The sequence below is a fragment of the Acidovorax sp. 210-6 genome (assembly GCF_010020825.1).
Classification (GTDB): Bacteria; Pseudomonadota; Gammaproteobacteria; order Burkholderiales; family Burkholderiaceae_C; genus Simplicispira; species Simplicispira sedimenti.
Map to the genome: position 1 here is coordinate 1735570 of NZ_JAACJE010000001.1, position 20263 is coordinate 1755832.

At 63.3% G+C, this 20263-nt stretch carries 15 protein-coding genes, 1 tRNA gene and 1 pseudogene; 11 read left to right on the plus strand and 6 right to left on the minus strand.

Annotated elements, in window-relative coordinates; genetic code table 11:
* Positions 1-11: 11 nt before the first annotated feature.
* The 8 genes from dnaE to GWK50_RS08010 all read left to right on the plus strand — a co-directional run bounded on the left by dnaE (position 12) and on the right by GWK50_RS08010 (position 10217).
* Positions 12-3548, plus strand: coding sequence for a DNA polymerase III subunit alpha (gene dnaE / locus GWK50_RS07975; RefSeq protein ID WP_162016010.1), 3537 nt, complete (start codon positions 12-14; stop codon positions 3546-3548).
* A gap of 90 nt (positions 3549-3638) precedes the next feature.
* Positions 3639-3998 (plus strand): ATP-dependent Clp protease adapter ClpS, encoded by a 360-nt coding sequence (clpS, locus tag GWK50_RS07980; RefSeq protein ID WP_197904989.1) that lies wholly within the window; start codon positions 3639-3641, stop codon positions 3996-3998.
* Between the two features lie 59 nt (positions 3999-4057).
* Positions 4058-6412, plus strand: a complete 2355-nt coding sequence (gene clpA / locus GWK50_RS07985; protein WP_162016012.1) for an ATP-dependent Clp protease ATP-binding subunit ClpA — start codon at positions 4058-4060, stop codon at positions 6410-6412.
* Positions 6413-6561: 149 nt separating this feature from the next.
* Positions 6562-7884: a Tol-Pal system beta propeller repeat protein TolB gene (tolB, locus tag GWK50_RS07990; protein ID WP_162016013.1), complete on the plus strand. Its 1323-nt coding sequence runs from the start codon at positions 6562-6564 to the stop codon at positions 7882-7884.
* A 32-nt stretch (positions 7885-7916) separates the two neighbouring features.
* Positions 7917-8450: a peptidoglycan-associated lipoprotein Pal gene (gene pal, locus GWK50_RS07995; RefSeq protein WP_162016014.1), complete on the plus strand. Its 534-nt coding sequence runs from the start codon at positions 7917-7919 to the stop codon at positions 8448-8450.
* A gap of 23 nt (positions 8451-8473) precedes the next feature.
* Entirely contained in the window at positions 8474-9235 is a 762-nt protein-coding gene (gene ybgF / locus GWK50_RS08000; protein ID WP_242455329.1) for a tol-pal system protein YbgF, read from the plus strand.
* Positions 9236-9283: 48 nt separating this feature from the next.
* Complete coding sequence (locus tag GWK50_RS08005) at positions 9284-10048, plus strand: tRNA threonylcarbamoyladenosine dehydratase (protein WP_162018055.1); 765 nt, start codon at positions 9284-9286, stop codon at positions 10046-10048.
* A gap of 93 nt (positions 10049-10141) precedes the next feature.
* Positions 10142-10217, plus strand: a tRNA-Lys gene (locus GWK50_RS08010).
* Between the two features lie 83 nt (positions 10218-10300).
* Here the strand turns inward: GWK50_RS08010 and GWK50_RS08015 are convergent.
* The 6 genes and pseudogenes from GWK50_RS08015 to GWK50_RS08040 all read right to left on the minus strand — a co-directional run bounded on the left by GWK50_RS08015 (position 10301) and on the right by GWK50_RS08040 (position 14169).
* Positions 10301-11182: a lambda-exonuclease family protein gene (locus GWK50_RS08015; RefSeq protein ID WP_162016016.1), complete on the minus strand. Its 882-nt coding sequence runs from the start codon at positions 11180-11182 to the stop codon at positions 10301-10303.
* A 95-nt stretch (positions 11183-11277) separates the two neighbouring features.
* Complete coding sequence (locus GWK50_RS19645) at positions 11278-11967, minus strand: DUF1071 domain-containing protein (RefSeq protein WP_197904990.1); 690 nt, start codon at positions 11965-11967, stop codon at positions 11278-11280.
* A gap of 95 nt (positions 11968-12062) precedes the next feature.
* Positions 12063-12452: pseudogene (gene radC, locus GWK50_RS08025) on the minus strand (DNA repair protein RadC); the annotation flags it as partial.
* Between the two features lie 41 nt (positions 12453-12493).
* A complete protein-coding gene (locus GWK50_RS08030; RefSeq protein WP_162016018.1) occupies positions 12494-13405 on the minus strand; it encodes a zincin-like metallopeptidase domain-containing protein in 912 nt (303 codons plus the stop codon).
* 88 nt (positions 13406-13493) lie between these two features.
* Positions 13494-13835 carry a hypothetical protein gene (locus tag GWK50_RS08035; RefSeq protein ID WP_162016019.1) on the minus strand — a complete coding sequence of 114 codons (342 nt, stop codon included), beginning with the start codon at positions 13833-13835 and terminating at the stop codon, positions 13494-13496.
* Between the two features lie 58 nt (positions 13836-13893).
* Positions 13894-14169 carry a hypothetical protein gene (locus tag GWK50_RS08040; RefSeq protein ID WP_162016020.1) on the minus strand — a complete coding sequence of 92 codons (276 nt, stop codon included), beginning with the start codon at positions 14167-14169 and terminating at the stop codon, positions 13894-13896.
* Between the two features lie 336 nt (positions 14170-14505).
* Between GWK50_RS08040 and GWK50_RS08045 the strand changes: the two genes are divergently transcribed.
* The 3 genes from GWK50_RS08045 (at position 14506) to GWK50_RS08055 (ending at position 20263) form a co-directional block, all read left to right on the plus strand.
* Positions 14506-16959: a DEAD/DEAH box helicase family protein gene (locus GWK50_RS08045; protein ID WP_162016021.1), complete on the plus strand. Its 2454-nt coding sequence runs from the start codon at positions 14506-14508 to the stop codon at positions 16957-16959.
* A gap of 89 nt (positions 16960-17048) precedes the next feature.
* A complete protein-coding gene (locus GWK50_RS08050) occupies positions 17049-18527 on the plus strand; it encodes a class I SAM-dependent DNA methyltransferase (protein WP_162016022.1) in 1479 nt (492 codons plus the stop codon).
* Positions 18528-18538: 11 nt separating this feature from the next.
* A complete protein-coding gene (locus tag GWK50_RS08055; RefSeq protein ID WP_162016023.1) occupies positions 18539-20263 on the plus strand; it encodes a restriction endonuclease subunit S in 1725 nt (574 codons plus the stop codon).

Consider the following 20263-nt stretch of genomic DNA (forward strand, 5'->3'; position numbering starts at 1 on the left):
ACAATGCAGCCATGTTTGTCCATTTGCGCCTGCACACCGAATTCTCCGTCGTGGACGGAACCAACCGGATCGATGAAGCGGTGGCCAGTGCCGCGGCCGATGGCCAGCCCGCGCTGGCCATTTCCGACCTCAACAACCTGTTTGGCGCCGTCAAGTTCTACAAGGCCGCGCGCGGCAAGGGCGTCAAGCCCATTCTGGGGGCCGAAATCGTGCTGGAAGGCGAGGGCAGTCACCCGCCTGCGCGCTTGGTGTTGCTGGTGCAGGGGAGCCAGGGCTACCTCAATCTTTCCGAATTGCTGGCCCGCGCCTGGACGCGCAATGCCGCCAAGGGCCAGGCCCTGTGCACCTGGGCCTGGTTGGAGGAACTCTCGCCCGGCATGATTGCCCTTTCGGGCGCCCAGGCCGGGCCGGTGGGGCAGGCACTGATGCGGGGTGACGAGGCGGGTGCTGCCGATCTGGCGCTGCGGCTGGCGGGCGTGTTTCCGCACCGCTTTTACCTGGAGATCCAGCGCGCTGGCAGACCCGAGGACGAAACCCATGTGGCGGCAGCCGTGCCTCTGGCGGCACGCTTGAACCTGCCGGTGGTCGCCACCCACCCGGTGCAGTTTGCGACCGAGGAGGATTTTGAGGCGCATGAGGCGCGTGTCTGCATCGCCGAGGGCGAAATCCTGGCGAACCCGCGCCGGGTGCGGCGTTTTACGCGTGAGCAGTATTTCAAGAGCAGTGCGCAAATGCAGGCCTTGTTTGCCGATATTCCCTCGGCACTCGCCAACACAGTGGAAATTGCCAAGCGCTGCAATCTCACGCTGGTGCTGGGCAAGCCGCAGTTGCCCAATTTCCCCATTCCGGGGGGCATGACGATCGAGGAATTCTTCCGAAAGGTCTCGCACGACGGACTGGAAGAACGACTGCAGCACCTGTATCCCGATGTCGCCGAGCGCGACCGCCAACGCCCGCGCTATGTGGAGCGGCTGGAATTTGAGCTGGGCACCATCCTGAAGATGGGCTTCCCCGGCTACTTCCTCATCGTGGGTGACTTCATCCAGTGGGCCAAGAACAACGGCTGCCCCGTGGGGCCGGGGCGGGGTTCGGGAGCGGGCTCGCTGGTGGCGTATGCGCTCAAGATCACCGACCTCGATCCCTTGCAGTACAACCTGCTGTTCGAGCGCTTTCTGAATCCCGAGCGGGTTTCCATGCCCGACTTCGACATCGACTTCTGCCAGGCCAACCGCGACCGGGTGATCGATTACGTGAAGGAAAAATACGGCAAGGATGCCGTGAGCCAGATCGCCACCTTCGGCACCATGGCAGCCAAGGCCGCCATCCGCGACGTGGGCCGGGTGATGGACCTGAGCTACACGTTTTGTGATGGCATCTCCAAGCTGGTGCCCGCAAAACCCGGCCAGACCTACACCCTGGCCTATCCGCCCGAGACCAAGAAGGAAGGTGACAAGAACAACTACGCGCTGGAACTGGAGCCCCTGTTGTACGAGCGCGTGCGCAAGGAAGAGGACGTGCGCACCGTCATCGAGATGGCGCAAAAGCTCGAAGGCATGACGCGCAACATCGGCATGCACGCGGGCGGCGTGCTGATTGCGCCGGGCAAGCTGACCGACTTTTGCCCGCTGTACCAGCAGCCAGGCAGCGAGTCGGCTGTCAGCCAGTACGACAAGGATGACGTGGAGGCGATCGGCCTGGTCAAGTTCGACTTTCTGGGCCTGGCCACGCTCACCATCCTGGAGATCGCCAAGGAATTCATCGTGCGCCGGCACAAGGGCCAGGAGCACTTTGCCTTCGAGAACATTCCACTGGACGACGGCCCAACCTACAGGCTTTTCTCCGAGGGCAAGACCGAAGCCGTGTTCCAGTTTGAAAGCCGGGGCATGCAGGGCATGCTCAAGGAAGCGCGCCCCAGTCGGCTGGAAGACCTGATTGCGCTGAACGCCCTGTACCGCCCCGGCCCCATGGACCTGATTCCCAGCTTTGTGGCGCGCAAGCATGGCAAGGAAGTGGTGGAGTACCCCCACCCGCTGGTGGAACCCGTGCTGGCCGAGACCTACGGCATCATGGTCTATCAGGAGCAGGTGATGCAGACCGCCCAGGTGCTGGGCGGTTACAGCCTGGGCGGCGCCGACATGCTGCGCCGTGCCATGGGCAAGAAAAAGGCCGAGGAGATGGCCGAGCACCGGGCCATCTTCCGCAAGGGTGCCGCAGAAAAAGGCATCAGCCAGGAGAAGGCCGACGAGGTGTTCGACCTGATGGAGAAGTTCGCGGGCTACGGCTTCAACAAGTCGCACGCCGCCGCGTACTCGCTGCTGGCCTACCACACCGGCTGGCTCAAGGTGCACTACACGGCCGAGTTCTTCTGCGCCAACATGACCGTGGAAATGGACGACACCGACAAGCTCAAGGTGTTGTACGAAGATGCCACCAAGCATTTCGGCATGCAGTTCGAGCCACCGGACATCAACCGGGGCAACTATCGCTTTGAGCCGGTGAGCGACACGGTGATTCGCTATGGTCTGGGCGCCGTCAAGGGCACGGGGCAGCAGGCCATCGAGGCGATCGTCGCTGCACGCGAAGGGCAGGGCGAGGGTCCCAGGGGCAGTGTCCGTGGCCCCTTCACCAGCCTGTTCGATTTCTGCGTGCGCGTGGACCGGGGCCGCATCAACAAGCGCACGGTCGATGCGTTGATCAAGGCGGGTGCGTTTGACGGCTTGCACCGCAACCGCGCAGCGCTTTCCGCGTCCATCGACCGCGCATTTGACTACGCTGCAGCCCAGCATTCCAACGCCAACCAGGGCGGGCTGTTCGACATGATGGGCGATGATGCCCAGGGCTCCAGCACGCAGGAACCCGAGCTTGCCGAAGTGCCGCCCTGGGGTGTGCGCGAGCAGCTCATGCAGGAAAAAACCGCGCTGGGCTTTTACCTGTCGGGCCATCTGTTCGATGAAGCGGCGCGGGAGTTGACCAGCTTTGTGCGCATGCGGATTGCGGACCTGGTGGACACCCGTGAACCGCAAACCGTGGCGGGCATCGTGAGCGACTTTCGCGTGGTCAATGGCCAGCGGGGGCGCCAGGGCATATTTGTGCTGGAGGACGGTGCCTCGCGCGTCGAGGCTTCAGCCAGCGATGCCGTCGTGCAGGCGCACCGCGACCTGCTCAAGGACGATGAGCTGGTCATCGTGACCGGGCGCTTGCAGCCGGGACGCAATGGCTTTGAGGCCCGTTTCATCGTCCAGCAGGTCCACGACCTGGCCGGGGGGCGCTGCCGCTTTGGCAAATACCTGCGCGTGGCGGTGGGGCATCCGCCGCCTGACGTGGCGCGGTTGCTGCGCGAACATCCGCCGCGCAGGGAATCCACCGAGCACGGCGAGCTTCAGCATGGGCTGCGTGTGCGCCTGGGCGTGCGGTGCACGCAGGACGGCGACAGCGCCTGCGCCGAGCTGCAATTGGGCGAGGCCTTCCGCACCTACCCCACCGACGCTGCATTGGCTGCCTGGCGCGCCCAGGCGTGTGGTGGTGACGTCACCGTGGTCTATGAATGACCGAACGGTGACCCGAGACCTTGAAATAGACCTGAATGGTCAAATTTCTTGACCCTGCAACTGTATTTTCTGCTCGCTAGAATGAAATCCATGGCTACCAAACCACCATCTCCCCCTCCCGGGCCGGTCGTCAAGCCGCCCGTGCCGGACGACGGCGGTTCGGTGGTGCTCGAACGGGTGCCGCAAAAGGTCAAACCCCCGCAGATGTACCAGGTGCTGATGCTCAACGACGACTACACCCCCATGGAGTTTGTCGTGGTGGTACTGCAGGAGTTTTTCCACAAGGACCGCGAAACCGCCACGCAGATCATGCTCAAGATCCACCTGGACGGCCGGGGTGTCTGCGGGGTGTACCCGCACGACATTGCGCTGACCAAGGTGCATCTGGTGCTGGATGCCGCCCACCAGGCGGGCCACCCCTTGCAATGCGTGTGCGAGCCGGTTGAATAAAGGCCTCCCCGCCCCGAACTACCCCCCTATCCCTGACCTGCAAGCACAAAGGAGTTCACATGATTGCCCAGGAACTGGAAGTCAGCTTGCACATGGCCTTCGTCGAGGCCCGCCAGCAGCGCCACGAGTTCATCACCGTGGAGCATCTGTTGCTTGCACTGCTCGATAACCCCAGCGCTGCCGAGGTGCTTCGCGCCTGCGCGGCCAACATTGAGGATTTGCGCACCTCGCTGTCCAACTTCATCAAGGACAACACCCCCCAGGTGTCTGGCACCGATGAAGTGGATACGCAGCCCACGCTGGGTTTCCAGCGCGTGATTCAGCGCGCCATCATGCACGTGCAGTCCACGGGCAATGGCAAGAAGGAAGTTACCGGCGCCAACGTGTTGGTGGCCATCTTTGGTGAAAAGGACTCCCATGCCGTGTACTACCTGCACCAGCAGGGCGTGACGCGGCTGGACGTGGTCAACTTCATCGCCCATGGCATCAAGAAGGGCGAGCCGCCCGAGCCCGCCAAGGGCGCAGAAGGCCCGGCTGAAAGCGAGGAGTCTGGCGGTGGCGAGCGCAGCGAGAAGGCGTCGCCCCTGGAGCAGTTCACGCAGAACCTCAACCAGCTGGCCAAGGATGGAAAAATTGATCCGCTGATTGGCCGCCACTACGAGGTGGAGCGCACGATCCAGATCCTCTGCCGCCGTCGCAAGAACAACCCGCTTCTGGTGGGCGAGGCTGGCGTGGGCAAGACGGCCATCGCCGAGGGCCTGGCCTGGCGCATCACCCAGGGTGACGTGCCCGAGATCCTGGCCGAGGCCACCGTGTACTCGCTCGACATGGGCGCGCTGTTGGCGGGCACCAAGTACCGGGGCGATTTTGAGCAGCGCCTCAAGGGCGTGCTCAAAAGCCTGAAGGACAAGCCGCACGCCATCCTGTTCATCGACGAGATCCACACGCTCATCGGCGCGGGTGCGGCCTCGGGTGGCACGCTGGACGCCTCCAACCTGCTCAAGCCCGCGCTCAGCTCGGGCGCGCTCAAGTGCATCGGCGCCACCACGTTCACCGAGTACCGCGGCATTTTCGAGAAGGATGCCGCCCTGTCGCGGCGCTTCCAGAAGGTGGACGTGGTCGAGCCTACCGTGGCGGAAACGGTGGACATCCTCAAGGGCCTCAAGAGCCGCTTCGAGGAGCACCACAGCGTGAAGTACGCCGCTGCCGCCCTGCAGGCTGCGGCGGAACTCAGCGCCAAGTACATCAACGACCGGCACCTTCCCGACAAGGCCATCGACGTGATCGACGAGGCTGGCGCCGCGCAGCGCATCCTGGTGGCGAGCAAGCGCAAGAAGACCATCGGCAAGGCCGAGATCGAGGAAATCGTTGCCAAGATTGCCCGCATCCCGCCCGCAAATGTCAGTAACGACGACCGCGGCAAGCTGCAGACGCTGGAGCGTGACCTCAAGAGCGTGGTGTTCGGCCAGGACAAGGCGCTGGAAGTGCTGGCCTCCAGCGTCAAGATGGCGCGCTCGGGCCTGGGCAAGGGCGACAAGCCCATCGGCTCCTTCCTGTTCAGCGGCCCCACGGGCGTGGGCAAGACCGAAGCGGCCAAGCAGCTCGCCTACATCATGGGCGTGGACCTGATCCGCTTCGACATGTCGGAGTACATGGAGCGTCATGCCGTGAGCCGCCTCATCGGCGCGCCTCCGGGCTACGTGGGCTTTGACCAGGGTGGCTTGCTGACCGAGGCCATCACCAAGAAGCCGCACGCCGTGCTGCTGCTCGATGAGATCGAGAAAGCGCATCCGGACATCTTCAACGTGCTGTTGCAGGTGATGGACCACGGCACGTTGACCGACAACAACGGGCGCAAGGCCGATTTCCGCAACGTCATCATCATCATGACGACGAACGCGGGCGCCGAGACCATGAACAAGGCCACCATTGGCTTTACCAACCCGCGCCAGGCAGGCGACGAAATGGGCGACATCAAGCGTCTGTTCACGCCCGAATTCCGCAACCGGCTGGATGCCATCGTGAGCTTCAAGCCGCTGGACGAACAGATCATCCTGCGCGTGGTGGACAAGTTCCTGCTGCAACTCGAAACGCAGCTCGCCGAAAAGAAGGTGGAAGTCACCTTCACCGACGCGCTGCGCAAGCACCTTGCCAAGAAGGGCTTCGACCCCCTGATGGGCGCACGTCCGATGCAGCGCCTGATTCAGGACACCATCCGCCGGGCGCTGGCCGACGAACTGCTGTTCGGTCGTCTGCAGGACGGTGGACGCCTGACGGTGGACATCACCCACCAAACAGACGACAAGGGAGCCGAAACCTCCGAGGTGCTCCTGGACATCCAGCCCCTGCCCAAGAAAGAGCGCGGCGCCACCAAGTCGGAACCAGCGGAGCCGGAGGAAGCCACGGCCGACTGAGGCATTCACGCACCGCGTGATGGGGCCCAGGGCAAGGGAGATTTCCCTCTGTCCTTGGCCCCATCAACAGTTTGTGACATGGGGGTATGTCCGGGGTGTGTACCATTCCGCCTGATTTGTGGCGTTTGCACGATTGCCAAGTACTGAGAATGACCCTACACCATCGCTCCCCTGATCGTTCTGGTTCCGCTCCCACCTTTCTTCCCACACGTCGCCACCTTGTGGCGGGCCTGAGCGCTTTGGCTGCGGTGCCAGCGTGGGCGCAGTTCCGTGTGGAAGTCACGGGTGTGGGAATGACGCAGTTGCCCATTGCGATTGCCGCCTTCCGGGACGAAACCCAATCTCCCCAAAAAATCTCTGCCATCGTGCAGGCGGATCTGGAGCGCAGCGGCCAGTTTCGTGGCATTGATACTGGCGGTGTTCGCCTGGATGAAGCCGCACGCCCCGACGTGGCTCTATGGCGCCAGAAGGGTGCGGACTCGCTGGTGTCTGGCAGTGTGGTGCGCTTGGCCGATGGCCGCTACGACGTGCGTTTCCGCCTGTGGGACGTGGTGCGTGGCCAGGACCTGGGCGGACAGAGCTATGTCGTGGTGCAGGCCGACCTGCGGTTGGTGGCCCACCGCATCGCGGACTACGTGTATGAAAAGCTCACAGGCGAGCGTGGCGTGTTTTCCACCCGCATTGCCTATGTCACCAAGGCAGGCAACCGCTTCAGTCTGTGGGTCGCCGATTCCGATGGTGAGAATGCCCAGGCAGCGCTCTCCAGCCCGGAGTCCATCATCTCGCCTGCCTGGTCGCCTTCAGGTGGCCAACTGGCCTATGTGTCCTTTGAGTCGCGCAAGCCCGTGGTGTATGTGCACGACGTGGCCACCGGGCGCCGCCGCCTCGTGGCCAATTTCAAGGGTTCCAACAGTGCGCCTGCGTGGTCGCCCGATGGCCGCACGCTGGCCATCACACTGAGTCGCGACGGCAACTCGCAGCTCTACACCATGGACGCCAACGGTGGCGAACCGCGTCGTCTGACGCAAAGCAGCGGCATCGACACCGAGCCCGCCTTCTCGCCCGATGGCAAGCATGTGTACTTCGTCAGCGACCGTGGTGGAGCGCCCCAGATCTACAAGGTGCCCAGTAGCGGGGGAAGTGCTGAACGCGTGACGTTCAATGGCAGCTACAACATCTCGCCCGCCATCAGCCCCGATGGCCGTTGGCTGGCCTATATCTCGCGTGCCGGTGGTGCCTTCAAGCTGCAAGTGATGGAGTTGGCCACTGGCAATGTCACCGCCATCACCGACTCCTCAGCGGACGAGCGCCCCAGTTTTGCACCCAACAGCCGACTCATTGTCTATGCGACCCAGCAGCAGGGCCGTGAAGCGCTGATGACCACCACCCTGGATGGAAAAATCAAGGCCCGTTTGGCGGGGCAGGGTGGCGACATTCGCGAGCCGGACTGGGGTCCCTACCAGTTCCAGTAAATCCTTTTCTTTTTTGCTTTCAGGAGTTTTTCATGTTCAAGCGTATTCCCTTTGTCCTGGCTGTCCTCGCTCTTGTTGCCGGTTGCAGTTCCGGTGTCGATCTCGACAAGGTCCCCGTCGAAGACAAGAACGGTGCCCCGCTGTCCACGGGTGGTGCCAATGCGGGCAATGCCGGCCAGAGTGGTGTGCAGGGAGTGGACCTGTCCCAATCGGCCATCGACAAGGCTGGCCCCCAAGGCGTGGGCCGCGTGGTGTATTTCGACTACGACAGCTATGTGATCAAGCCCGAAGCACAATCGCTGATCGAAGCCCATGCGCGCTTCATCAAGGCAGGGGCTGCACGCAAGGCCGTGATTGAAGGCCACACTGACGAGCGCGGTGGCCGCGAGTACAACCTTGCACTGGGGCAGCGCCGCGCAGAAGCCGTGCGCCGCGCCCTGGGCCTGCTGGGCGTGTCCGACAACCAGATCGAAGCCGTGAGCTTTGGTGAAGAGAAGCCTGCCGTGCAAGGCTATGGCGAAGACGCCTATTCCAAGAACCGCCGCGCTGAAATCTCTTACCGTTGATTCACTGGCCCATGCGTGCTGCCATGACATCCCTGCGCCTGGCCCCTTCGCTGCTGGCAGCGCTGTTGGCCTGTGCCTATCTGCCCCAGGGCCATGCGGCCCTGTTTGAAGATGACGAAGCGCGCCGCGCCATCCTGGAACTGCGCCAGCGCGTCGATGTGCTGAACCAATCCAGCCAGCGCTCTGCCGAAGACAGCGCACAACTGCGCCGTGCCCTGATCGACCTGCAATCGCAAATCGAAGGCCTGCGCGCCGAGGTGGCCACGTTGCGTGGGCAGAACGAGCAGCTGGTGCGCGAGGCAGCCGAACTGCAGCGCCGTCACAAGGACATGGCGCAAGGTGTGGACGAGCGCCTGCGCCAGTTCGAGCCTGTCAAGGTCGCAGTCGATGGACAGGAGTTCCAGGCCGACCCTGCAGAAAAGCGTGATTTCGAGGCAGCCCTGACACGTTTCCGTGAAGGCAAGTTTGCCGAGGCGCAGACGCTGTTCGCCAGCTTCCTCAAGCAGTACGCGGGCAGCGGCTACCAGTACTCGGTGCGCTTCTGGCTGGGCAACGCCCAGTACGCTACGCGCGACTACAAGGAAGCCATCCAGAACTTCCGCGCCCTGTTGGCTGCTGCGCCCCAGCATGCCCGCGCGCCCGAGGCGGCCCTGTCCATCGCCAATTGCCAGATCGAGCTCAAGGAAACGCGCGGCGCCCGCAAGACGTTGGAAGACCTTGTACGCGCGTATCCGCAGTCCGAAGCCGCTGTGGCGGCCAAGGAGCGCCTCTCCCGTCTCAAATAAGGGCATCGCTCCTTGGACTCCACAGAGGCATCGCCTTTGCACGACGCAATGCCCGACATGGCGCTGGAACGGCGTTTTGGCGGGCTTGATCGGCTGTATGGCAAACCTGGTGCGGCCCGCATCCGTGCAGCGCATGTGGCAGTCGTCGGGGTGGGTGGTGTGGGCTCATGGGCGGCGGAGGCACTCGCGCGCAGTGGCGTGGGGAAGCTCACTCTTATCGATCTGGACCATGTGGCCGAATCCAATATCAACCGCCAGATCCATGCGCTGGACGATACGGTGGGGCAAGCCAAGGTGCAGGCGATGCGCGATCGCATCGCACGCATTCACCCCGGTTGCCAGGTGCATTGCATTGAAGAATTTGTCGAGCCCGGAAACTGGCCAGGAATATTGCCGCAAGGCGTGAACGCGGTGATCGATGCCTGCGACCAAGTGCCCGCAAAGACGGCCATGGCCGTCTGGGCACGTGCCAGTCAGGCCATGTTCATCACCGTGGGTGCGGCGGGTGGCAAGCGCTGGGCGCACAAGGTGGATGTGGACGACCTGTCGCTGGTCACCCACGATCCCCTTCTGGCCCAGTTGCGCTACCGCTTGCGCAAGCACCATGGCGCGCCGCGGGACGGAAAGAAGATGCGCGTGCCCTGCGTCTTCAGCCGCGAGGCAGTGGCGCCGCCCGATGCATCTTGTGCTGTACAGGGTGACGGTAGCCTCAATTGCCATGGGTACGGCTCCGTGGTGGCCGTTACTGCCACCTTCGGCCAATGTGCCGCAGGGTGGGTGCTGGACGCCCTGGCGTCACGGGCTGACAAGTAGCTTTTGAACCACCAGGTTTCGGCGCAAGCAGCAATTTTCATACTATAATGCAAGGCTTTACAGCTTGGCTTCAGCGCGAGTGTGGGCTGTAGTGGGTCGTTAGCTCAGTCGGTAGAGCAGCGGACTTTTAATCCGTTGGTCGCGTGTTCGAGTCACGCACGACCCACCAAGAAAACAAGGAAACCCTGCTATTAATTGCGTAGCAGGGTTTTTGTTTTTCGATTGATGTAACGGCGGATGTAAGAGGATTTTCTAGCCCGCAACCGTGATGCGGACCTCTTCCGACGCCCTGCGGCGGTACAAGTCCAGATCCACGGTCTTGAGTTCGGGAATGCGTTTGTAGTCCACGCTGCCCTGTTTCCAATACCGCGTGACGGTCACACCCGCCCCCTGTTCCCTGGGATGCTGGGCCAGGGTAATCAACTGGGCTCGGGCGGCTTCCAGCGCGGCTGCGGCCTTGTCCGCCCGCTGCTTGGACTGGGCAAACGCTTGGGCGGCCCGGCACCAGGCCTCGTCGCTGCGCTGGCGCGTATCGGCCTCGGACAGGGGCGGCGGAGTATCGCAGTCCAGGTATTGCTGGAAAGCATCCCAGGCATCCCGTATGCGCTCCATCAGCGCTTCGTCACGGCCGATGGCATGCAGCATGCCCTGCTGGCCATCGAACACCCACAGATGGGCCGTAGCGGCGCCAGACACCATCAGTTGGTGCTGCACCTGTACGGTGTAGTGCTCGGGCACCTGGCCCTGGCACACGTCCTGCCACAGGGCCGAGCGCGTGCCGCGCAGCGGGCACTTGATCTCCACAATCAAATCGCCTTCCAGCGTCATGCCGTCCAGGCTGGCACTGTAGGCGCCGGCTTCCAGCACCAGCGGCTGCATCACCAGGCCGGTTTCTGCCTCATACGCCGCACGCGCCACCGGTTCCAGGTCGGTACCACGCTGCATGGCCTGGGTGACTGGTGCCTCAAAGCGCCCGGTCTTGGTCAGCCACAGTTGATAGGGCGTGATCCAGGGATTCAGCCCCAGCACGGCGGCGGATTCGGACGCATTGCGGCGGGATTGGCGGTAGGCATGCCATTCGGGGCTGCCTTGAGGCAGTGCGACGATGGTGGCGAGGGGAAGAGAGACGATCATGATGAACCTCGTTAAAAGCGGCGCAGGCCCTGAACCGCGTGAGCGGACAGAGCCTGCAGAGCGTTGAAAAAAACCGAAACAGCGTGGCGAGCGCATCAAAGCGACGTACGCCGCTTCTCCAGGCTGCGCACCACGCGCGTGAACTCGCTGGCCGGAATGTCCTGGAGTGCGGCCACACCGAAGTACGCCAGCACCCGCTCCAGCGATACCCCCACCTCCATGGCCAGCTTGTGGATCTGCACCTGCTGGGCATGGGTGATGAACTCCCCCTCGTGGGCACGTCGCACCGGCTTGCGATCACGAACCACGTCGGTGCGCTGCGCGGGCGCAGGCGGCGCAGCGTCGGGGGCGCCGTCATTGGCGGCCTCGGTGTACTGCTGCGGCAGGTCTTCTCCGGCATAGATGTAGAGGCCCAGGCCGTGCAGCGCGATGGCCTTGACCAGACAGCGCTGGATGCTGGTGTTGATGTCAAACGCCGACGGTGCCAGCAGCGGCCGGTTGCGGCCATCGAGCACCGGGTGGATCTGCGACAGGCACACACCGTGCACCGTCACGGCCACCTCCACAAACACACCGATGTCGGTGGCCAGATAGGGCAGGCCGCCAAAGCGGCGCACCTCCCAGGTGGCACTGGGATCGGCCAGGCGCAGCTGCGCCACCGCATAGGGCCAGGACAGATAGCTGAAACCACCTTTCTTCTCGACATGGCCATTGACATTGATGGCGCTGAGCTGCGCGAAATAGTTCTCGGGCACGGGATGGCCCGCAAGGGCTTGGGCTTGCATGGTGCTTCTCCAAAAAACGAGAGGGGAAAGAAAACGCCCGACAGCGCGATGAGGCACGGCCGGGCGGGGGCGACAGGACGGGAGCGGGCGAGTGGCTACATCAAGCCATGCTCCGCAAAGCTGAAGGCATTGCTGCGCGTCACAATGAAGTGGTCCAGTACCCGCACGTCCACCAGCGCCAGCGCAGACTTCAGGGTCTGCGTCAGCGCCTGGTCGGCGCGCGAGGGCTCCGCGGTGCCGCTGGGGTGGTTGTGCGCCAGGATCACCGCCGCGGCGTTGCGTGCCAGGGCCTCGATCACCACCTCGCGGGGGTACACGCTGGTCTGGGTCAGCGTCCCCCGAAACAGCTCCTGGATGTCGATTACCTGGTTCTGGGCATCCAGGAACACCACGGCAAACACCTCGTGGGGACGCGCCCCCAGACGCAGGCGCAAGTAGCTGCGCACCGCCTGGGGCGACGTGAGGGCGTCGCCGCGTTGCACCTGCCCCTCCAGCCAGGCCAGCGCCTGCTGCACCACCGGGGCCATCATGCAACCTCCGGGGCTGGCAAGGCCATCTCTGCCTCGGGTTGCACCAGACCGGCCAGCAGGTAGTCACTGGCCTTTTGCGCCAGGGCCGCCGCCGTGAAGATCAGGCGCCGGTCATTGCGCAGGGCCTGCAGCCAGTGGTCCACATAGCTGGCATGCTGCAGGCTGGCGGGCAGGCCGCAATGTCCGCACAGAAAGGCCGAACCCATCTCCGCCACCAGCTCCTCAAAGGCATAGGCCTCGATGTGCTGGCGGCCCTGCAAAGGCCGATTGCAGCGAGCCGCATGGCTGCTCCAGTGCGTCAGCTCATGCAGCGCCACGCGGTAATAGTCCTCGGCACAGGTAAAGCGCGCCGGCTCGGGCAGCCAGATCAGGTCCTTGACCGGGCTGTAGTAGGCCTGCACACCGCCATGGTGGATCAGCGCACCGCTCTGCCGCAGCACCTCCTCGGCCGCCGCAAGCGGCGACCAGTCCGGCGCCGCGGGCTTGGGTAGCAGCTCGCCTGGCAGGCCCTCGATCTGCGCAGCGTTGAACACCGTGAACGCGCGCAGCAGCGGCACCACCTTGCGGTCGATGCCCGCGTCGTCATCGACGCAAGAGGTCGCTGCACCCTCCACCTCCAGCATCTTGAAGAACACCACCGGCGTGCCTTCTTCGCCCCGGCGCACCTGCGCGCCCAGGGCCAAGGCCTGGCGGTAGGTCAGCCAGCGGTTGAGTGCGTAGCCGCGGGTGGCCGCCTGCAGGTTCAGCAGCAGCACATTGATGCCCCGGTAGGGCCGACCCGAACCCAGGTTGGCGGGCGCCGCCAGGCCGGGGCCAGGTGCCCAGGGGCAGACCCAAGGAGGCGTGCCAGCCTGCAGCGCGGCAATGATGCGGTCGGTGACGGATTGGTAGAGATCACTCTTGGACATGGAAAACCTCCAGAAACGACAACGCCCCGCCGGACCAAGCCCGGACAGGGCGCAAAGGGTGAGAAGAAGGAAAAGGCAGTGCGTGGGCTCAGGCCTTGCGCCATGCGCGGAAAGGGCTGAATCCACCAGCCCCTGCGAATGCGCTGAGGTGCTGTTGCATGCCGCCAGCCAGAGCGCGCACGGTACGCGCCGCATGGTCCAGCTTGCGATCCGACAGGACGACCTGCACCACCGGGTGCAGAACATACTGACTCATGGCCAGCGACAAAACGAATGTCAGCAGCCAGGCAGCGAAACTCAGGAACAGGCCCAGAGCCGCGGCCTGGATCAGCCAGGTGCAGGCGGATGCCAGAGCCACACCGATGGCAATGTCACCGCTGATGGTGGCCACGCTGCGCACGAGGAAGGCGTGACGAAATTGAACCGACATGGGAATACCTCCGGTCAGGGAAAAGGAATGCGATTGAGGGATGAGCAGCGCCAGGGGCTCACACGTCGAGGCGGATGAGCCCGGTGTGATAACGCCCGCCTTCGATATAGCCAAACACCCTCTTGGCGGCGCTGGTCCCCAATGAACACAGCAGGCCGGCGAAGGTCGCGGCCATCACACCACTGAAGGTGCCCCAGTGGATGGCCAGGGCCAGAACGGTGACGGCCAGGTCTATGGCCATGTCGTAGCGCAGCAAGCGCAGCATGGTGCGGCGCTTGAGCTTGATGAAGACAAAGGCCAGGCTGAGAAAAATGACGATTCCGGTTTCGAACATGAGAACTCCTTTGCGTGAGTGAATGAACAACACCGCAGCGACTGCTGTGATGTCATTGCACTGGGCTCGCCCGCCGGCTTGCCGGCGGGGGAGTGAAGGAGAGCCGTGGCAAAAAATCGAATCAGGCATCCCAGCGGGGGCAGGGATGGGACTCCGGCTTGTTATGGAGAAAGCGAATCCGAAGTGGGGCGGGCTTTGTACGGATGGGGGAGGGAGGATCCGTGCGAACGCCTGGAGAAGGCTGTATTCCGAATCACGCGCGTGTCGTCAATAATGATGCGCAACAAAACGTAGCAACCGCATGGCAGGGCCATGGGCAGTTTCGGGGGGAATGCCATGCATAAGAAGAACCTTTCGGAAAGCGACATCTGCGACAAGTTCATCCGCCCGGCCATGGAGCAGGCCGGTTGGAACGGCATGGACCAGATCTACCGCGAATACCCGCTGCGCGCCGGTCGCGTGGTGGTGCGCGGCAAGCAGGCCCAGCGCGATAAAAGCACCGTGCTGCGCGCCGACTACGCGCTGTTTTTTAAGGCCAACATTCCCCTGGCCGTGGTGGAGGCCAAGGACAACCAGCATGCCGTGGGCGCGGGCATGGCCCAGGCCATTCAATATGCCGAGCTGCTCGGTGTGCCGTTCAGCTTCGCCAGCAATGGCGACGGCTTTGTGTTCCGCGATGCCACGCTGGCCGATGGCGTGCTGGAGCGCAACCTGACCCTGGATGAATTTCCGGCCCCCGCCGAGCTGTGGAGCCGCTACTGCGCCTGGAAAGGCTGGAGCGACGCGGTGCGTGAGGTCGCCGCGTTTGACTACGCGCCCAGCAAGACCCCGCGCTACTACCAGATGAATGCCATCAACCGCACGGTCGAAGCCATTGCTGCGGGGCAGAACCGCGTGCTGCTGGTCATGGCCACGGGCACGGGCAAGACCTACACCGCCTTCCAGATCATCTGGCGCCTGTGGAAAAGCGGTGCCAAGAAGCGCATCCTGTTCCTGGCCGACCGCAACATCCTGATCGACCAGACCATGGTCAACGACTTTCGCCCCTTCAAGGGCGCCATGGCCAAACTCAGCCCCCATGCCAAGGGGGTGGAGCGGGTCGATGCCCAGGGCCAGGTGGCGGTCGATGACGTGGAATTGGCCGTCAACAAAACCACCAAGCAGGTGGACAAGAGCTACGAGATCTACCTCTCGCTCTACCAGGCCGTCACGGGCTCGGACGAGGCCGACAACATCTACAAGCAGTTCAGCCCGGACTTCTTCGACCTGGTCATCGTGGACGAATGCCACCGCGGCAGTGCGGCAGAAGATTCCGCCTGGCGCGACATCCTGACCTACTTCGGCAGCGCCACGCAGATCGGCCTGACCGCCACCCCCAAGGAAACCGAAGACGTCTCCAACATCGACTATTTCGGTGAGCCGCTCTACACCTACAGCCTCAAGCAGGGCATCGAGGACGGCTACCTGGCGCCCTACAAGGTGATCCGCGTCGATCTGGACAAGGACACCTTCGGCTGGCGCCCTACCGAGGGCATGCGCGACAAGCATGGCAACCTCATCGAAGACCGCATCTACACTGGCGCGGACATGAACCGCAGGCTGGTGCTGGAGCGGCGCGACGAGGTCGTGGCAGCCAGGATCACCGAGTACCTCCGGGCCAACGACCGCTACGCCAAAACGATCGTGTTTTGCGAGGACATCGACCATGCGGCCCGCATGCGCCAGGCGCTCAGCAACGCCAATGCCGACATCTGCGCGACCCAGCCCAAGTACGTGGTGCAGATCACCGGCGACAACGCCGAGGGCAAGCGCGAGCTGGACAACTTCATCGACCCCGAGAAAACCTACCCGGTGATTGCCACCACCTCCAAGCTCATGAGCACCGGGGTGGATGCACAGACCTGCAAGCTCATCGTGCTGGATCAGACCATCAAGTCCATGACGCTGTTCAAGCAGATCATTGGCCGGGGCACGCGTCTGCGCGAAGACCTGGGCAAAACCTGGTTCACCATCCTGGACTTCAAGCGCGCCACGGAGCTGTTCGCCGACAAGGACTTCGATGGCGAGCCGGTGCAGGTCTATGAACCCCAGCCCGGCGATCCGGTCCAGCCGCCGGAGCCGCCCCCTGCGCCACTGCACCCTGCCGACGACCCCTCCGCACTGGAGCCCACCGATCCGCTGGGCCCCCTCGTTACAGGGCCTAGCGGTGACGAGCCCAAGAAATACATCGTCGGCGGCCAAGTCACCGTGGCCGTGGCCCGCGAGCGCGTGCAGTACCTCAACGCCCAGGGCAAGCTGGTGACGGAGAGCCTGCGCGACTACACCCGCATCAACCTGCTGAAAAAATACGACTCGCTCGACCGGTTCCTGCAAACCTGGCAGCAGGCCGACCGCAAGGCCGCTTTGCTGCAAGAACTCGAAGGGCAGGGCGTGCTGCTCGACGCTCTGGCCGATGAAGTGGGCAAGGACCTCGATCCGTTCGACCTGCTGCTGCACGTCGCCTACAACCAGCCCCCGATCACCCGCCGCGAGCGCGCCCAGCGCGTCAAAAAGCGCAACGCGTTCACCCAGTACGGCCCCGTGGCCCGCAAGGTGCTCGACTCCCTGCTCGACAAATACGCCGACGAAGGCATCACCACCATCGAGAGCAACGAAGTCTTCAAGCTCCAGCCCTTCACCGACCTGGGCAGCCCCGTGGAGCTGGTGCGCAGCTTTGGCGGCCGTCCGCAGTACCTGAGTGCGCTCCAGGCGCTGCAGCAGGAGCTGTACGCTACGCACCCGGCCACCTGAGCATGCGCCGCTGAGTACTCTGTTTTTGATAGCTGCTAGCGCTTATCCATCAAGCGCTAGAGCCCGTTTTTGTCTGAAGCCTGCATTCCATGTCCAACCTCACCCCCGTCATCAAATCCATCCAAGACATCATGCGCCAGGACAGCGGCGTCGATGGCGACGCCCAGCGCATCAGCCAGCTCACCTGGCTGCTGTTCCTCAAGGTGTTTGACGCGCTGGAAGAAGAACTCGAACTCACCCGCGACGACTACCAAAGCCCCATGGCCGAGCACCTGCGCTGGCGCCACTGGGCGGCCGATGCCGAGGGCATGACCGGCGACGCCCTGCTCGACTTTGTGGACAAGCAGCTCTTCCCCGCCCTCAAGGGCCTGAGCGCCGACCCACAACGCAACCCGCGCGGCTACGTGGTGCGCGGCGTGTTTGAAGACGCCTACAACTACATGAAAAGCGGCCACCTGCTGCGCCAAGTGGTCAACAAACTCAACGCCATCGACTTCAACCGCCAGGCCGAACGCCACCAGTTCAACGACCTGTACGAAAAGATCCTGCGCGACCTGCAAAGCGCAGGCAACGCGGGCGAGTTCTACACCCCCCGCGCCGTCACCCAGTTCATGGTGGACATGGCCAACCCCCAGCTGGGCGAAAGCGTCATGGACCCGGCCACCGGCACCGGCGGCTTCCTCGTCTGCGCCATCGAGCACCTGCGCAAACAGGTGCACAACGCAGAGCAAGAGGCCGTGCTGCAAAACAGCATCCGCGGGGTAGAGAAAAAGCAGCTCCCGCACATGCTGTGCGTTACCAACCTGCTGCTGCACGGCATTGAAGTGCCCAGCCAGATCGTGCACGACAACACCCTGGCCCGCCCCCTGCGCGACTACACCGCGGCAGACCGCGTCAACGTCATCCTCACCAACCCGCCCTTTGGCGGCGTGGAAGAGCCCGGCATTGAGCAAGGCTTCCCCGCCGACGTGCGCACCAAGGAAACCGCCGACCTCTTCCTCGTGCTCATCCAGCACCTGCTCAAACCCGGTGGCCGCGCCGCCGTGGTGCTGCCCGATGGCTTTTTGTTTGGCGAAGGCGTCAAGGCCCGCATCAAAGAACAACTGCTGCAGCACTGCAACCTGCACACCATCGTGCGCCTGCCCAACGGCGTCTTTGCGCCCTACACCGGCATCAAAACCAACCTGCTGTTCTTCACCAAAGGCCAGCCCACCCAGCACATCTGGTACTACGAGCACCCCTACCCCCAGGGCGTCAAAACCTACAACAAGACCAAGCCCATCCGCATCGACGAGTTCGACGCCGAGAAAGCCTGGTGGGGCACCGAGGCCGACGGCTTTGCCGCCCGCGTGGAAAACGAACGGGCCTGGAAGGTCGGCATCGACCAGATCAAGGCCGCCGGCTACAACCTGGACCAGAAGAACCCCCACATTGGCGAACAGCAAAGCCACGACCCCGACGTGCTGCTGGCCGACTACGCCCGCCTGCAGGCCGAAGCCCAGGCCCTGCGCGACGAGTTGAAAGGCATCCTCGCCCAGTCTTTGACAAAAAAAGCCGCTAGCGCTTGAGGGATAAGCGCATGCTGCTATCAAATATGGAGCTACTCGCCACCGCCCCCGGTGGCGTCGCCAAACTGCGCGAACTCATCCTCACCCTGGCCGTGCAAGGCAAGCTGGTGCCGCAAGACCCGGCCGATGAACCGGCGGGCGTGCTGCTGCAGAAGATTCGGGCGGAGAAGGATCGGTTGATCGCTGAAGGCAAGATCAAGCGGGACAAGCCGTTGGCGGAGATTGGGGAGGAGGAAAAGCCGTTTGAGTTGCCGCAGGGGTGGGAGTGGGTGCCACTCGGCGAAGTCGTTGAGATCATCAGGGGCATCACCTTTCCAGCGAGTGAAAAGACAAAAGAGAAAGCGCCAGGACGAATCGCTTGTCTGCGCACTGCCAACGTTCAAGAGCAGATTGAGTGGGACGACTTGCTTTTTATTGGGGAGTCATTTGTCGGGCGCGAAGATCAACGGCTTCAAATCCACGACATCGTGATGTCGATGGCCAACAGTCGCGAGTTGGTTGGTAAGGTCGCTCTTGTTGAGCATATTCCGCATGAAGCGGCGACCTTTGGAGGGTTTCTTGGCGTACTGCGCCCCTGGTTCCTAGAGCCTCGCTTTGTGATGGCGCTCCTGCGTACGCCGTATGCACGAGCTTCGCTGATAGACAGCGCAAGTCAGACAACCAACATCGCAAACGTTTCGCTTGGCAAGTTGCGTCCCTTGGCATTCCCGCTCCCACCCCTCGCCGAACAATCCCGCATCGTCACCCGCGTCGAAGCCCTCATGCGCCTGTGCGATGCGCTGGAGGCCAAGGGCCAGCTGGAGGCCGCGCAGCACGCCCAACTGGTCAGCACCCTGCTGGGCACGCTCACCGCCAGCACCACGCCCGAAGAGCTGGCCGCCCACTGGCAGCGCGTGGCCCAGCACTTCGACCTGCTGCTGGACCGCCCCGAAGCCATCGACGCCCTGGAGCAAACCCTGCTGCAACTGGCCGTGCGCGGCCTGCTCGTGCCCCAAGACCCCGCCGACGAACCCGCCAGCGCCCTGCTGCAACGCATCCGCGCTGAAAAAGACCACCTCATCGCCACCGGCGAGATCAAGCGTGACAAACCCCTGCCGCCCATCACCGACGAGGAAAAGCCGTTTGAGTTGCCGGTGGGGTGGGAGTGGGTGCGGATCAATGACCTAGCGGAAGTCCAAGGGGGAATTCAAAAGACTCAATTGCGAACTCCCGTAAAGCAGCACTTTCCTTACCTGCGTGTCGCCAACGTGCAGAGGGATGCTCTGCGGCTGGAGGAAATCGAGCGCTTTGAATTGACTATGGAAGAGTTGGAACGCTGGCGACTCGTCGCTGGGGATCTTCTAATCGTTGAAGGGAATGGCAGTGCGGAGGAAATTGGGCGGTGCGCTGTATGGACCGGTGCCATTGACCCCTGCGTTTACCAGAACCACCTCATCAGGGTGCGCTGCTTTCAGCAGGAGTGCATGGCATTCATCAAGCTCTTTTTGAATGCGCCTAGCGGTGCGGAAGAGATGAAGCGGCTTGCGATCACAACCAGCGGGCTATACAACCTCAGTGTTGGCAAGATTCGAAACTACGCTGTGCCGATGCCTCCGCTCGCCGAACAATCCCGCATCGTCACCCGCGTCACCGCCCTGCGCCGCCTGTGCGCCGACCTGCGCCAGCGCCTGGCCGAACGCCAGTCCGTGCAGGCCCGTCTGGCCGAGGCGCTGGTGGGGCAGGCAGGGAGTACGTAG

Coding starts and splice junctions, on each gene's coding strand:
- clpA (WP_162016012.1), top strand. CDS start 4,058: ATGATTGCCCAGGAACTGGAAGTCAGCTTGCACATGGCCTTCGTCGAG.
- GWK50_RS08035 (WP_162016019.1), bottom strand. CDS start 13,835: ATGTCGGTTCAATTTCGTCACGCCTTCCTCGTGCGCAGCGTGGCCACC.
- clpS (WP_197904989.1), top strand. CDS start 3,639: ATGGCTACCAAACCACCATCTCCCCCTCCCGGGCCGGTCGTCAAGCCG.
- GWK50_RS08015 (WP_162016016.1), bottom strand. CDS start 11,182: ATGATCGTCTCTCTTCCCCTCGCCACCATCGTCGCACTGCCTCAAGGC.
- dnaE (WP_162016010.1), top strand. CDS start 12: ATGTTTGTCCATTTGCGCCTGCACACCGAATTCTCCGTCGTGGACGGA.
- ybgF (WP_242455329.1), top strand. CDS start 8,474: ATGACATCCCTGCGCCTGGCCCCTTCGCTGCTGGCAGCGCTGTTGGCC.
- GWK50_RS08030 (WP_162016018.1), bottom strand. CDS start 13,405: ATGTCCAAGAGTGATCTCTACCAATCCGTCACCGACCGCATCATTGCC.
- GWK50_RS08005 (WP_162018055.1), top strand. CDS start 9,284: ATGCCCGACATGGCGCTGGAACGGCGTTTTGGCGGGCTTGATCGGCTG.
- GWK50_RS08055 (WP_162016023.1), top strand. CDS start 18,539: ATGCTGCTATCAAATATGGAGCTACTCGCCACCGCCCCCGGTGGCGTC.
- GWK50_RS08045 (WP_162016021.1), top strand. CDS start 14,506: ATGCATAAGAAGAACCTTTCGGAAAGCGACATCTGCGACAAGTTCATC.
- GWK50_RS19645 (WP_197904990.1), bottom strand. CDS start 11,967: ATGCAAGCCCAAGCCCTTGCGGGCCATCCCGTGCCCGAGAACTATTTC.
- tolB (WP_162016013.1), top strand. CDS start 6,562: ATGACCCTACACCATCGCTCCCCTGATCGTTCTGGTTCCGCTCCCACC.
- pal (WP_162016014.1), top strand. CDS start 7,917: ATGTTCAAGCGTATTCCCTTTGTCCTGGCTGTCCTCGCTCTTGTTGCC.
- GWK50_RS08050 (WP_162016022.1), top strand. CDS start 17,049: ATGTCCAACCTCACCCCCGTCATCAAATCCATCCAAGACATCATGCGC.
- GWK50_RS08040 (WP_162016020.1), bottom strand. CDS start 14,169: ATGTTCGAAACCGGAATCGTCATTTTTCTCAGCCTGGCCTTTGTCTTC.